We start from the raw sequence: 13,610 nt of genomic DNA, 5'->3' as shown, positions 1-13,610 counted from the left end.
GAGTATTTAATCACTAATGATTAAATTTTTAATAGAGCAACTAATAAGTTACCTAATAATTAACTTTGAAGATTATTAATGGATAATGTTTCATTTGGAAGTGAATCAATAATTGATAAATATAACTAATTAATATATAATGAAATTTCATAAAAATATTTTTCATATTTATAGTGAAGATCAGAAACTATTTACTCATAGAATTTTAATAGCTTTTATCTTGGTTTTATTACTCTGTGGAATATTAATATTTAATCTATATTATCTACAAATTATATGCTTTGAAAGTTATAGTTCACTATCTAATAAAAACTATATTAAATTGATGCCAATATCTCCTAAGAGAGGTATTATTTTTGATAGAAATAATACGCCAATAGCGCTTAATTTAATTAATTATCAAGCTGAAATTAGACTAGAAAAACTTGATTCTTTAAAAAATTCTTTACAAGATTTACGTTCAATACTAGATTTAACAGATGAAGACATTAATAAGTTTAAAGAAAAAATCAAACATGCACATATTTTTACTCCAATTCCAATAAAAACTTCATTAAATGATATACAAATTGCCCGCTTTGCTGTCAATCAACATCGTTTCCCCAATATAGCTATTAATGGTTATCAATATCGATATTATCCTTATGGAAACATATTAACTCATGTAATTGGCTATGTTGCAAAAATTAATTCCCAAGATATACGTCATCTTAATCAAATAGGTAAATGGTCTAATTATAGAATTAATGATTCTATTGGAAAATTAGGTATTGAAAGTTACTATGAAAATATTTTACATGGTAAAATTGGTTACAAACAAATCGAAGTAAACAATCGAGGACATATTATTAGAGAATGGCAAAAACAATCTCCTGTAGCTGGAAGTAATCTCTATTTAACTATTGATATCAAGTTACAAGAGTATATTACAACCTTGCTTAATAATAATATTCATTCTCGTGCTGCGGTTGTAGTAAATGATCCTCGTACTGGAGAACTTTTAGCATTAGTATCTACACCTAATTATAATCCTAACTTATTTGTTAAGGGTATATCCAATAAAGCTTATAAAGAATTAATAAATAACAAAGAAAATCCACTTTATAATCGTGCAATTCAAGCTGTTTATCCACCTGCTTCTACGGTAAAACCTTATATTGCTATTTCTGCTTTAAGCTCTGGCATCATTAAGAAAAATACTAGCTTATTTGATCCAGGTTGGTGGCGTCTTCCTGGTTCTTCTAGATATTATCATGATTGGAAAAAGTCAGGACATGGATATTTAAACGTTACTAAATCTTTAACGGAGTCAGCTGATACTTTCTTTTATCAGATTGCGTATCATATGGGTATTGATCGTCTTTCCGAATGGATGAATAAGTTTGGATATGGTTATAAAACTGGTATTGATTTACCAGAAGAAAATAGTGGTAATATGCCAACGCGTAAATGGAAGAGGAATACTATTGGAGAATCATGGTATCATGGAGACACTGTTGCTGTGGGCATTGGTCAAGGTTATTGGTCTGCAACTCCCCTACAAATGAATAATGCTATGATGATTTTAATTAATAATGGTATAGTAAAAAGACCTTATATTCTTAGTTCTATTAGAAAAGGAGGAAAACAAATAATACCTTATCGAGTATTATCAAAATTACCTATTGATAATATGAATTCAGAATACTGGGAAATAGTAAAAAATGCCATGTACCGAGTAGCAAATAAACCTAATGGCACTGCATATAAAAATTTCTCTAATGCTCCCTATAAAATTGCTGCTAAATCTGGTACTGCACAAATTTTTAGTTTGAAAAAAAATGAAATATATAATGCGCGTAAAATTGCTCTGCGACTTCGTGATAATAAATTAATGACTGCTTTTGCACCTTATGATAAACCACGAGTTGTCGTTACGATGATTTTAGAAAATGCTAATAATAGTCACATAGTAGGTAATACTGTACGTCAAATTCTTGATTATGTCATATTAGGTGATAAGCATATATCGAAGATAAAGAAAAAATGACAATTGCATCTACTAATGATAAACAGTGAATTGAGATGGTTATGAATATTAGATTACAAAAAAAATCTATTTGGGCTCGTATCCATATAGATCCATTATTTATGTTAATAATATTTAGCTTATTAGCTTATAGTATAATTATTATTTGGAGTGCAAGTGGTCAAGATTTAGACATTATGGAACATAAAATTACTCAAATTTTTGTAGGCCTAGCTATTATGATGGTAATATCACAAATTCCACCATACATATATGAAAATTTGGCTCCTTGTTTATATATTTTATGTATAATATCTTTGATAATAGTTGATATTTATGGTCATATCAGTAAAGGTGCACGTCGATGGTTTGAATTTGGTATAATTCATTTTCAACCATCAGAAATTGCTAAAATTATCGTTCCACTTATGGTAGCAACTTTTATAAATCGTGATGTTTATCCTCCTAGGTTTAAGAATATTACTATTGCTTTTGTGATGATCTTTGTACCAGTACTATTAGTCGCTATTCAACCGGATTTAGGAACTGCAATTTTAATTATTACTTCAGGATTATTCATATTATTTCTTTCAGGAATAAGTTGGAAATTAATTGGTGCTCTTGGATTAATGTTTATTGCTTTTATTCCAATGATGTGGTTTTTTATAATGAGCAATTATCAGCGTAATCGTGTAATGATGCTTTTTAATTCTACAATGGATCCTTTAGGGGCAGGATACCATATTATTCAATCTAAGATAGCTATCGGTTCTGGTGGAATTTTTGGTAAAGGATGGTTACATGGAACACAATCGCAATTAGAATTTTTGCCGGAACGCCGTACTGATTTTATTTTTTCAGTTTTAGCAGAAGAACTTGGTCTTGTGGGAGTAATTTCAATACTAATACTTTATTTATTGTTAATAATACGCGGTTTAATTATTGCAGTAAAAATACCTAATAAATTTGGTCGCGTTATGGTTGCTAATTTAACCTTAGTGCTATTTGTTTATATTTTCGTCAATATTGGAATGGTAAGTGGTATATTACCTGTGGTTGGAGTACCTTTACCCTTAATAAGTTACGGTGGTTCGGCATTAATTGTGCTTATGGCTGGATTTGGTATGATTATGTCAATTTACACCCATTAAATCATAATATTATATATATAATATTCTTATAAAGATATAGAAAATAATTTCTATATGAAAATTAATTTATTAGACGATAAACCAAAGATTTACTTAACATCCATTAATTCAAATTGAAAAATAAAAAATTTTTATAAATAAAATTATGTTAAATACAACATTTGTTGTATTTTAATTTTTAATCTTAACCACTATGGAACTTGTAGTTTTTAATATGCGTAAATTAAAATCATATCATTTTATATTATCCATACTATTAGAGATAACAATTGTATTCACTTTTAGTCATTTTGCTATTGCAGCTAATAATAATCTTGATGATCTTATTCCTAGTAAACCAGATATTGATGCTGCTGCCTACATATTAATAGATTATCATTCAGGTAAGGTCTTAGCAGAAAAAAATGCAGATATACGTCGCAGCCCAGCTAGTTTAACAAAAATGATGACTAGCTATATTGTTGGGAGTGCGCTTAAAGAAGGTAAGATTCATCAAAATGATATGGTTACTGTGGATAAAGATGCTTGGGCAACTGGTAATCCAATATTTAAAGGTTCATCATTAATGTTTTTGAAACCAGGTGATCAAGTGACAGTGTATCAATTAAGGCGAGGTATTGTATTACAGTCTGGTAATGATGCTTGTGTGGCCATGGCTGATTATATTGCTGGTAGTCAAAATGTATTTGTTGATATGATGAATAGATATGTGCATTTGTTAGGTTTAAAAAATACTCATTTCCAAACAGTACACGGATTAGATGCAGATGATCAATATAGTTCAGCAAGAGATATGGCACTAATTGGTCAAGCATTAATTCGTGATGTACCAGAAGAGTATGCCGTTTATCGTGAAAAAGAATTTACTTTTAATAATATACGTCAGATAAATCGTAATGGCTTATTATGGGATAAAAATTTTAACGTTGACGGAATTAAAACTGGTCATACGGATACAGCAGGTTATAATCTTGTTGTTTCAGCAACTAAAAATCAGATGCGTTTGATATGTGCAGTATTAGGAGCTCATACTTATAAAAAACGTGAAAAAGAAAGTAAAAAACTATTAACGTGGGGATTTCGTTTTTTTGAAACAGTGCTTCCCTTAAAAGCTGAAAAGGAAGTTGTTTCTAAATCAGTTTGGTTTAGTAACAACTCATATGTTCAATTAGGCGTAAATAAAGACGTTTATGTTACTATTCCTCGAGGACGTATGAATGATTTAAAGATAAATTACGTATTGAATAATTCTGACTTATATGCACCTCTTCAAAAAAATCAAATAGTGGGTACTATAAAATTTCAACTTGATAATTATACTGTTCAACAACGATCATTATTAGTGCTAAATGAAGTTCAAAAAGGTGGAATTATAAATCGAATAATTGATTCAATCAAATTAAAAGTATTTAAATGGTTTAAATAGATATAGATGAATATATTTTACTTAATTATGGAATAACATTGTATTTACAGTTATGCAATACAATGATTGTTATAATATGTAAATAAATTAATTAAACAACTAATCACTATTACAATAAAGTTATTTTAATAAATAAGTTACTACTAATCATGTAAATAATAAATATATCATAATCTTATATATTTATTAAAGAAATTATTAATTGATGATTAACATAGTAATTATTAGTAATTGTAAATAAATTTAAAATTGCTATTAAAATTTATATAATATATTCTCGTTTAATATTTAAATTATGTTAATTGCAAAAATTAATAATAAAAATTTTATAATGAGTGATATTTACCTTGTACTATAATACTCTTATTATTCGTCAATTAGGACAACAAAATTGGTTATTTGTTTCAGATGCTATGCATCAATTTACCGAACAGCGTAACAGCACCACCCTTGATGAAATCTGGTTAGTAGAACATTATCCGATTTTTACATTAGGAAAAATCAATAAACAAAAATGGCCATTGGTACCAGCACACATTCCAATAGTAAAAAGTGACCGTGGTGGTCAAATTACCTATCATGGACCTGGACAGCAAATAATGTATATATTACTTGACGTCAAGCGTCGTAAAATACATATACAAAAGTTAATTTGGTTATTGGAAGAGACGGTAATTGCAACATTAGCTGATTATAATATTATTGCACATAGGAATATTGGTGCACCTGGTGTGTATGTAGGTACAGGGAAAATTTGCTCGTTAGGATTACGCATCAGTAAGGGATGCTCATTTCATGGTTTAGCACTTAATGTATGTATGGAATTAACTCCTTTTTCACATATCAATCCATGTGGTTATGTAGGCATGCGGATGATACAAATTAGTCAATTTAAACAAAACATTACAACAGCTGATGTTCAGCCATATTTAGTACAGCATTTTGCTCAACTTAGTGGTTTTACAGAGATTCGATGGTTAAATAAAAATTTATGACATATTTGTATTCTAATACAAATTAGATGTTATAGATGAAGATTACATTGTACATGCATAATTCTATTTAATTAAATCTTTATCAAGAAGATGATATTTAAATTATATTACTGTTAGTTAAAACCATGATAATACAACAAAAAAAATATTTACATAAACCAGAATGGTTAAAACATAAAATACCTATAGACTTTAGTCAGATTAATAAAATTAAAGCTAAAGTTCATAAAAATAATTTAAATACAGTTTGTCAAGCAGCTGCGTGTCCTAATCTTGTACATTGTTTTAATCGGGGTATAGCTACTTTTATGATACTAGGATCAATTTGTACACGACGTTGTCCATTTTGTGATATAGATAATGGAAGGCCATACATTCCAGATATAAATGAACCATCCAGATTAGCACAAACGATTGAAGATATGGAGCTAAACTATGTAGTAATTACTTCAGTCACTCGAGATGATCTACATGATGGAGGAGCACAACAATTTGCTAACTGCATAAATGCTATACATAAAAAAAATTTATCAATTAAAATTGAAATTTTAGTGCCTGATTTTCGTGGATGTATGAATCAAGCTTTAAAAATTTTTAATTTTACACCTCCCGATGTATTTAATCATAATATAGAAAATGTTCCTCGTATCTATCACAAGGTTCGTCCAGGTGCAAATTATTCATTATCATTAGAATTACTACAAAGTTTTAAAAAGCTTCATCCATTAGTCCCGACTAAATCAGGATTAATGATGGGTTTAGGCGAAACTAATGATGAGGTAATTGAAGTTATGTATGATCTGCATAAAAGTGGTGTAAGTATGTTAACATTAGGACAATATTTACAACCTAGTTCTAATCATCTTCCTGTAGAGCGCTATGTAACGCCAAGTGAATTTAATTCAATGAAAAACAAAGCATTATCAATAGGATTTTCACATGTTGCATGTGGTCCTCTTGTTCGTTCTTCATATTACGCTGATATGCAATTTATGGGTTTTGAAGTTAAATGAACTATAGTTATCAATTAACTATTACATGATAATTAATATCAATTAGTTTGATAAGAAAAATTAATGTTTAAGAAGTTTACTTATCTATAATAGATAGCATTATTGCATTATCTAGATAAAACCCGCTATATTAGCGGGTTTTATAATATTAACTGTTAACTTACAAAGTAGTAACGTTAGCAGCAGATGGTCCTTTTGCTCCATCAGTTATTTCAAACTCTACACGCTGACCTTCAACAAGAGTTTTAAAGCCATTACTTTGTATAGCAGAAAAATGTACAAAAACATCTTTGCTACCATCTTCTGGAGTAATAAAACCGAATCCTTTAGATTCATTAAACCACTTAACGTTACCTTTAATTTTGGACATCTATTATTACCTTTACATAGAAAATAAACACTAAACTGTGTCAATGTCTAGTACAGCAAGTGCTGTGACATTTGTCCAGTAAGAATTAATGAAGACGTGATAAATATTAAGTTTTTCCATCATCTCACATACACTTTATACATATCGCGATAATTAAAAATATACATTTAAGTTTTAAACAATTAAATTAAACATTACGTTTATTATAATTAATTAGAATATATGTAATTTTAAAAGTATTATTTAAACATAATTCAACGAAACTATTTAAGTTTGTAACTCACCTATCCTTAAGTAAAGTTTCTCAATATCTCATCAATAAAAAATCCTAAGTTTATATTTTACCATAATTTAATATAGTATCTTATATAATAAGATACTATTCCTTAAATGTCATACTATAAAGTAATAGCAATAATTAATTGTCTTTACTTTTCCCAATCAGCATTGACATTACGTCTTATTATCGAATAATCTTTGATAATAATTTTAAATATGATGCTCAGAATAAACCAAATAATTATAATAATTAATTTTAATAGTATAAAATTTGAATTTTATTATAAATTGATTCAAGTTTAAATTATATTGTATTTATAAACATTTAACTTTTATTTTATATACCATGGTAATCATACAATATTAGAGCTGATAACGTATATATTTTTACTGATACAGAGCACAATATTATTATTGTTAAGGATAAATTAAATCTGTAAAGTAATACTATATAATTATTATACTTATAAAGTTATGATTTTAATAAAATTCATACTTTAATAGCAATAAAATAAATTTACATAATTTATCTAAAACAAACATTATATAATGTTGATAAGCATGTTCAAAAATTTAATATTATAAAATATGAATTATTTAATGTTATCTAATAATTTTAACAATTAAAATATTAGATAATTAGTCAATATACTTAAAATATATATAATAATTTTAAATTAAAAATGATAACATGCGCCCTATAGGAGTCGAACCTATGACCTACGGCTTAGAAGGCCGTTGCTCTATCCAACTGAGCTAAGAGCGCGTTTTGATAAAACCCTTACTATATTCCAATTAACAATATCAAAAGGATTGATATTGTTAAATAACTAAATATTTAAATTATCATAATTTCAGTTAGTATTTAATATACATGCACTATAGCTTATATTATATACTCCATAGTTCTAAAAACTATCTATTGATCTAGGATATTGAGCATTTGGAATTTTCTAATAGTTTTAAAATATTTTGAAAATTGCTAATAGATACTAAAAATTGCCTAGAATTAAATATTGATGTTTAATAAACTTAACATAAATTTAATTAAATTTATACTCATGTATAAATTGCTATAATACATAAAATTAATGATCTTTAACAACTTTTTTTTTAAAAAAACTTAGAAACTTTACATGAGGCGATTTGTATTAAAAATACAAATTTTTCTTATAGTTATACTATTTATGACACAATAGATTTCATCACTAATGTATTTTCTTATAAATGGATCTTATACTTGATGATTGCAAAAATTATTGATGGCAAAAGAATTGCACAACAAGTACGCTTAGAAGTTACACAAAAAGTACAAAAAAAACTTAAGGCTGGTAAGCGCGCTCCTGGTCTAGCAGTGATTTTAGTCGGTGATAATCCATCTTCACGAATTTATGTAAATAGTAAACAACAAGCTTGTGAGGAAGTACAATTTATTTTTAAAATTTATCATTTGCCCGTTAATATCGATGAAATTGAATTGCTAAAATTAATTGATTATTTAAATAATGATCTCTTAATTGATGGTATTTTAGTGCAATTACCTTTACCAAGTAATTTTAATAAATCTAGAATACTTTGTAGTATTCTTCCTCATAAAGATATTGATGGTTTTCATCCTTACAATATTGGTCTGTTATGTCAACGTATACCTAAAATGCGTCCTTGTACACCAAAAGGTATCATTACATTACTTAATCGATATAAAATTAATACTTATGGTCTAAATGCTGTAGTAGTAGGTGCTTCTAATATAGTTGGCAGGCCTATGAGTATGGAATTATTATTAGCTGGTTGTACTACTACAGTTACTCATCGTTTCACTAAAAATTTAAAATATCATGTAAAAAATGCTGATTTACTAATAGTTGCCGTTGGTCAACCTAATTTTATACCAGGAGATTGGATTAAATTAGGTGCAATTGTAATTGACGTTGGCATTAATCGTTTAAAAAATGGTAAAATAGTTGGTGATGTTGATTTTAATACAGCATTGGAATTAGCGTCCTATATTACTCCTGTACCAGGTGGAGTAGGTCCAATGACAGTAGCTACGTTAATTCAAAATACATTGTTAGCATATGAAATACATCATATTTGAAAATAAATACTAAAAATTGTTTTAATATAAATTAATTTAAAATAGTTTAATGTTCAATTTATTGACGTCGCCATATAGTACCATTTGCTTTATCTTCTACTAGAATACCTAATTTATTTAATTTATTACGAATCATATCTGCTTGTGTCCAATTCTTATTCTTTCGTGCATTGTCACGCATTTGCATTAATTCCTCAATTTTTGATTCATCATCATGATTATTTATTTCTCTACTTTTTTTAAAAAAAATTTCAGGATCCTGTTGTAAAATACCTAATATATTTGCTAATTTTCGTAAATTAGCAACTAGCGCATTAGCAATAATTTTGTTTTTAACTTTTAAAGTATTTATTTTTTTTGCTATGTCAAATAATACTGAACAAGCTTTTGGGGTGTTAAAATCATCATCCATAGCAGCGTAAAAACGTTTTTCAAATTCTTCAGTAATACCAATACTTGTTACTTCAGTTGCATGAATGTCGCTATAACGTAACGTTGTATATAGACGGTTAAGAGCTGTACGTGACTCTCTAAGAGACTTTTCGTTATATATAAGTGGACTACGATAATGAGCAGATATTAAAAAATATCGTATAGTTTCTTCATCATAGCGTTTTAATAAATCACGTATAGTAAAAAAATTGCTAGATGATTTTGACATTTTTTGGTTTTCAACCATTACCATACCAGAATGCATCCAATAATTTACATATGGACTATCATATGCACAAGTAGATTGTATTATTTCATTTTCATGATGAGGAAAAATTAGATCTGAACCACCGCCATGAATATCAAAATGACTACCAAATTGTTTATAATTCATTGCTGAACACTCAATATGCCACCCAGGACGACCATTACCCCAAGGTGAATTCCATACCGGTTCATTTAATTTAGACATTTTCCATAATACAAAATCCATAGGATGACGTTTCCATTTTATAGCAACACGTTCATTTATTTGTAACTGATTAAGATTTTGACGTGATAGTGCTCCATAACTTTTAGCACTTAAAACATCAAACATTACATCTCCATTTTTTGCAATATAAGCATTACCACGTTTAATAAGAATAGTTATTAATTCAATAATTTCTTCTATATTAGATGTAACTCGAGGTTCAATATCAGGTGATAAAATACCTAATTTATTGAAATCTTTCCTCATTTCTTGAATCATATGATTTGTTAAATTTTCAATGGTTTCCTTATTCTTATTTGCACGTTTAATAATTTTGTCATCAATATCTGTGATATTTCTCACATATTTTATTTTATAACCCATGTAACGTAGATATCGTATGATAGTATCAAATACAACAAAAGTACGACCGTGACCGATATGACAATAATCATAAACAGTAATACCACATACATAAATATTAATTTTACCAGCTTGAATTGGTTTAAATTTTTCTTTTTTTCGACTTAACGTATTATATATTCTAATCATTTTAAATAAATTTAAACTTAATATGTAAAGATATGTTATTACATTTTATATATTTAACATACTAAAATTTAATAAATGATTTGAATAATATTTCAATATCTTATATTTAAAAAATTAATTTTTTCATATTTTAAGTTTAAAAGCATATTAGTTAATATATAACTTAATAATTAAGTTTTAATTTTAAAATATATTAAAATTAAATGGTTTTTAACTTACTTTAATAAATATATTTTTAATTTAAAAAACATAAATAGTATGAAATAAAATGTATTTAAATGCTAATTATAAATATATTTTGATTACATATATACTATGTATATAATATATATAGAGTTAAAACATTTGTAAATCTACTAATGTAATAAGCGATTTTAATGATTTATTTTATTAATAATAAAGTACCTATTAAATATTAATGTCGTATACTCTTTTTATAGCAGATGTTCATTTATCTCAGTATAATCCTGATACTGCTGATATTTTTTTGCATTTTTTACAGAAAAATACTCATCAGTGCGATGCACTTTATTTATTAGGTGATTTATTTGAATCATGGATTGGAGACGATAATGACATTCCTCTATATAAGCAAATTGCTTATTCTCTTAAACACCTACCTATACCAAAATTTTTTACTCATGGAAATCGTGATTTTTTACTTGGTACACAATTTGCGCGAGAAAGTGATATGGTAATTTTACCAGAGGAGAAAGTATTAAATCTATATGGTCAACGTGTCTTAATTATGCACGGTGATACTTTGTGCACTCATGACATAAGTTATCAGAATTTCCGTAAAAAAACACATCAAAAATGGTTACAATATCTATTTCTTTCCTTACCAATTTGTATTCGCATGCATATTGCTAGCCATATCCGCTGCCATAGTAATAAATTATTTAATATAATAGATGTTAATCAGCAATCTGTAGAAGAAGTGATGATTAGACAACGAGTAAATATGTTAATTCATGGACATACTCATGTTCCTGGTATTCATGATTTTTACTTAGAAGGTAAAGCAGCTAAACGCATAGTACTAGGTAATTGGTATAAAGGTGCTTCAATAATTCAATTTGATATAAATGGTGTTAATCTTATTAAATATTCTTTTTAAATAAAAATATATTTAGGAAATTATGAAAATTTATTGAATATTATTATATGATACATTTTGACGTTCATCATCTTATAAAACATCGAGAAAATAATGTTAGATAATGCTAATCTAGCTCGTGTAGCTATTATAATGGGATCAAAAAATGATTGGTCTACAATGCAAGAAGCTGAAAAAATTCTTATTAGCTTATGTGTTCCATTTGCTACGGAAATTATTTCTGCTCATCGTACACCAGATAAATTGTTTTATTTTGCAGAAAACGCAATATTAAATGGTTTTAAGGTGATCATTGCAGGTGCTGGAGGTGCTGCTCATTTACCTGGTATGTTAGCATCAAAAACAATTTTGCCAGTATTGGGTGTTCCAATACAAAGTACAACATTAAGTGGTATTGATAGTCTCTATTCTATTGTACAAATGCCTCGTGGTATTCCGGTAGGAACTTTAGCGATTGGCAAAGTAGGGGCAGCAAATGCTGCTTTACTCGCTACACAAATTATATCACTTCATGATAAATCCTTAGCATTGCGTCTTGTTAATTGGCGTTCTATACAAACTAATGAAATATTAGATAATCCTGATCCAAGGATATAATAAATGAAATCTGTATTTGTACTTGGAGACGGCCAGTTAAGTTATATGCTTTATTTGGCTGGTAAACCATTAGATATTAAAGTATATCCGATTAGCTTAAGTGATAAATATATTAAACTTCCAATGCATGCAGATGTAATTACTACTGAGATTGAAAGTTGGCCTTCAAGTATATTTATTAATAAATTAATAAACAATCCAGCATTTATAAATCGTGATATATTTCCAATACTTTCTGATCGTTTGAAACAAAAAAAAATACTTAATCAACTAAAGTTAGCCACTTCTCCTTGGCGATTATTACAAGACAAATCCGAATGGCCTCAAATTTTGAGTTTGCTAGGACATCCGGTAATTGTGAAATGTCGTACTGGAGGTTATGACGGTCATCGACAATGGTGCTTGCATAATTATAATGATACGGCATTATTGGAAGACAAATATTATGGACAGTGTATTGTTGAAAAAAAAATTGATTTTATTGAGGAAATTTCATTGATTGGTGCTCGTAATCAAAAAGGTAACATGGTATTTTATCCACTTACATGTAATTTTCATCAATCAGGTATTTTACGTACAAGCATCGTTTTACCTAAAGTAAACAGAGAATTACAACAGCAAGCTGAAAATATGTTAAGTAATATTATGCATTATATTAAATATATAGGTGTAATGGTTATGGAATGTTTTCTGACGTCTCAAGGACTATTAATTAATGAATTATCACCTCGTGTACACAATAGCGGACACTGGACGCAAAATGGAGCTTCTATTAGCCAATTTGAATTACATTTGCGTGCAATATTGGGATTACCAATGCCAAAACCTATAGTATTTTCATCATCTGTCATGATAAATTTAATCGGTACTAACATTAATTTTTCATGGTTAGAACAACCCTTAGTTCATTTATACTGGTATGGAAAAGAATTACGTGCAGGTCGTAAAGTTGGCCATCTTAATTTAACTGATATTAATCAAAAACGCTTACTTAATGCAATACATTCGCTTACACCACTTTTACCACAAGAATATACCAGCACTATTACTTGGATTTTAGCAAAATTATAAAAATTTTAATTATTATTAAATAGAAT

General features: G+C 27.7%; 11 protein-coding genes and 1 tRNA gene. 9 read left to right on the top strand and 3 right to left on the bottom strand.

The window, feature by feature from the left end; genetic code table 11:
- Nucleotides 1–139 precede the first annotated feature (139 nt).
- The 5 genes from mrdA (at nucleotide 140) to lipA (ending at nucleotide 6,593) form a co-directional block, all read left to right on the top strand.
- Nucleotides 140–2,029, top strand: a complete 1,890-nt coding sequence (mrdA, locus tag FD727_RS01120) for a penicillin-binding protein 2 (protein ID WP_159938328.1) — start codon at nucleotides 140–142, stop codon at nucleotides 2,027–2,029.
- A 41-nt stretch (nucleotides 2,030–2,070) separates the two neighbouring features.
- The gene (gene mrdB / locus FD727_RS01115; RefSeq protein WP_159938327.1) at nucleotides 2,071–3,159 is read left to right on the top strand and encodes a peptidoglycan glycosyltransferase MrdB; all 1,089 of its coding nucleotides are present in this window, start codon (nucleotides 2,071–2,073) and stop codon (nucleotides 3,157–3,159) included.
- A 214-nt stretch (nucleotides 3,160–3,373) separates the two neighbouring features.
- Complete coding sequence (dacA, locus tag FD727_RS01110; protein WP_159938326.1) at nucleotides 3,374–4,585, top strand: D-alanyl-D-alanine carboxypeptidase DacA; 1,212 nt, start codon at nucleotides 3,374–3,376, stop codon at nucleotides 4,583–4,585.
- Between the two features lie 347 nt (nucleotides 4,586–4,932).
- Nucleotides 4,933–5,580: a lipoyl(octanoyl) transferase LipB gene (gene lipB, locus FD727_RS01105; protein ID WP_159938325.1), complete on the top strand. Its 648-nt coding sequence runs from the start codon at nucleotides 4,933–4,935 to the stop codon at nucleotides 5,578–5,580.
- Nucleotides 5,581–5,705: 125 nt separating this feature from the next.
- Nucleotides 5,706–6,593, top strand: a complete 888-nt coding sequence (gene lipA / locus FD727_RS01100) for a lipoyl synthase (protein ID WP_159938324.1) — start codon at nucleotides 5,706–5,708, stop codon at nucleotides 6,591–6,593.
- A gap of 160 nt (nucleotides 6,594–6,753) precedes the next feature.
- Here the strand turns inward: lipA and cspE are convergent, their stop codons facing one another.
- Complete coding sequence (cspE, locus tag FD727_RS01095) at nucleotides 6,754–6,963, bottom strand: transcription antiterminator/RNA stability regulator CspE (protein WP_159938323.1); 210 nt, start codon at nucleotides 6,961–6,963, stop codon at nucleotides 6,754–6,756.
- Nucleotides 6,964–7,934: 971 nt separating this feature from the next.
- Nucleotides 7,935–8,008 (bottom strand) — tRNA-Arg (locus FD727_RS01090).
- A gap of 477 nt (nucleotides 8,009–8,485) precedes the next feature.
- On the opposite strand from FD727_RS01090, the gene folD reads away from it, so the two are divergent.
- Nucleotides 8,486–9,340 (top strand): bifunctional methylenetetrahydrofolate dehydrogenase/methenyltetrahydrofolate cyclohydrolase FolD, encoded by an 855-nt coding sequence (gene folD, locus FD727_RS01085; protein ID WP_159938400.1) that lies wholly within the window; start codon nucleotides 8,486–8,488, stop codon nucleotides 9,338–9,340.
- A 58-nt stretch (nucleotides 9,341–9,398) separates the two neighbouring features.
- Here folD and cysS read toward each other — a convergent pair whose 3' ends face one another.
- The gene (cysS, locus tag FD727_RS01080; RefSeq protein ID WP_159938322.1) at nucleotides 9,399–10,796 is read right to left on the bottom strand and encodes a cysteine--tRNA ligase; all 1,398 of its coding nucleotides are present in this window, start codon (nucleotides 10,794–10,796) and stop codon (nucleotides 9,399–9,401) included.
- Between the two features lie 418 nt (nucleotides 10,797–11,214).
- On the opposite strand from cysS, the gene FD727_RS01075 reads away from it, so the two are divergent.
- The 3 genes from FD727_RS01075 to purK all read left to right on the top strand — a co-directional run bounded on the left by FD727_RS01075 (nucleotide 11,215) and on the right by purK (nucleotide 13,584).
- Nucleotides 11,215–11,916, top strand: a complete 702-nt coding sequence (locus FD727_RS01075; RefSeq protein WP_159938321.1) for a UDP-2,3-diacylglucosamine diphosphatase — start codon at nucleotides 11,215–11,217, stop codon at nucleotides 11,914–11,916.
- Nucleotides 11,917–12,009: 93 nt separating this feature from the next.
- Nucleotides 12,010–12,513 carry a 5-(carboxyamino)imidazole ribonucleotide mutase gene (gene purE / locus FD727_RS01070; RefSeq protein ID WP_159938320.1) on the top strand — a complete coding sequence of 168 codons (504 nt, stop codon included), beginning with the start codon at nucleotides 12,010–12,012 and terminating at the stop codon, nucleotides 12,511–12,513.
- Between the two features lie 3 nt (nucleotides 12,514–12,516).
- A complete protein-coding gene (purK, locus tag FD727_RS01065) occupies nucleotides 12,517–13,584 on the top strand; it encodes a 5-(carboxyamino)imidazole ribonucleotide synthase (protein ID WP_159938319.1) in 1,068 nt (355 codons plus the stop codon).
- Nucleotides 13,585–13,610: the final 26 nt, after the last annotated feature.

Source organism: Pantoea sp. Mhis (assembly GCF_009830015.1).
Note: the sequence above shows the minus strand (reverse complement) of the source record. Positions and strands in the feature narration are given on the sequence as shown.

Excerpts from the sequence above, each read along its gene's own strand:
- mrdA (WP_159938328.1), top strand. The coding sequence starts at position 140 with ATGAAATTTCATAAAAATATTTTTCATATTTATAGTGAAGATCAGAAA.
- mrdB (WP_159938327.1), top strand. The coding sequence starts at position 2,071 with ATGAATATTAGATTACAAAAAAAATCTATTTGGGCTCGTATCCATATA.
- dacA (WP_159938326.1), top strand. The coding sequence starts at position 3,374 with ATGCGTAAATTAAAATCATATCATTTTATATTATCCATACTATTAGAG.
- lipA (WP_159938324.1), top strand. The coding sequence starts at position 5,706 with ATGATAATACAACAAAAAAAATATTTACATAAACCAGAATGGTTAAAA.
- cspE (WP_159938323.1), bottom strand. The coding sequence starts at position 6,963 with ATGTCCAAAATTAAAGGTAACGTTAAGTGGTTTAATGAATCTAAAGGA.
- folD (WP_159938400.1), top strand. The coding sequence starts at position 8,486 with ATGATTGCAAAAATTATTGATGGCAAAAGAATTGCACAACAAGTACGC.
- cysS (WP_159938322.1), bottom strand. The coding sequence starts at position 10,796 with ATGATTAGAATATATAATACGTTAAGTCGAAAAAAAGAAAAATTTAAA.
- FD727_RS01075 (WP_159938321.1), top strand. The coding sequence starts at position 11,215 with ATGTCGTATACTCTTTTTATAGCAGATGTTCATTTATCTCAGTATAAT.
- purE (WP_159938320.1), top strand. The coding sequence starts at position 12,010 with ATGTTAGATAATGCTAATCTAGCTCGTGTAGCTATTATAATGGGATCA.
- purK (WP_159938319.1), top strand. The coding sequence starts at position 12,517 with ATGAAATCTGTATTTGTACTTGGAGACGGCCAGTTAAGTTATATGCTT.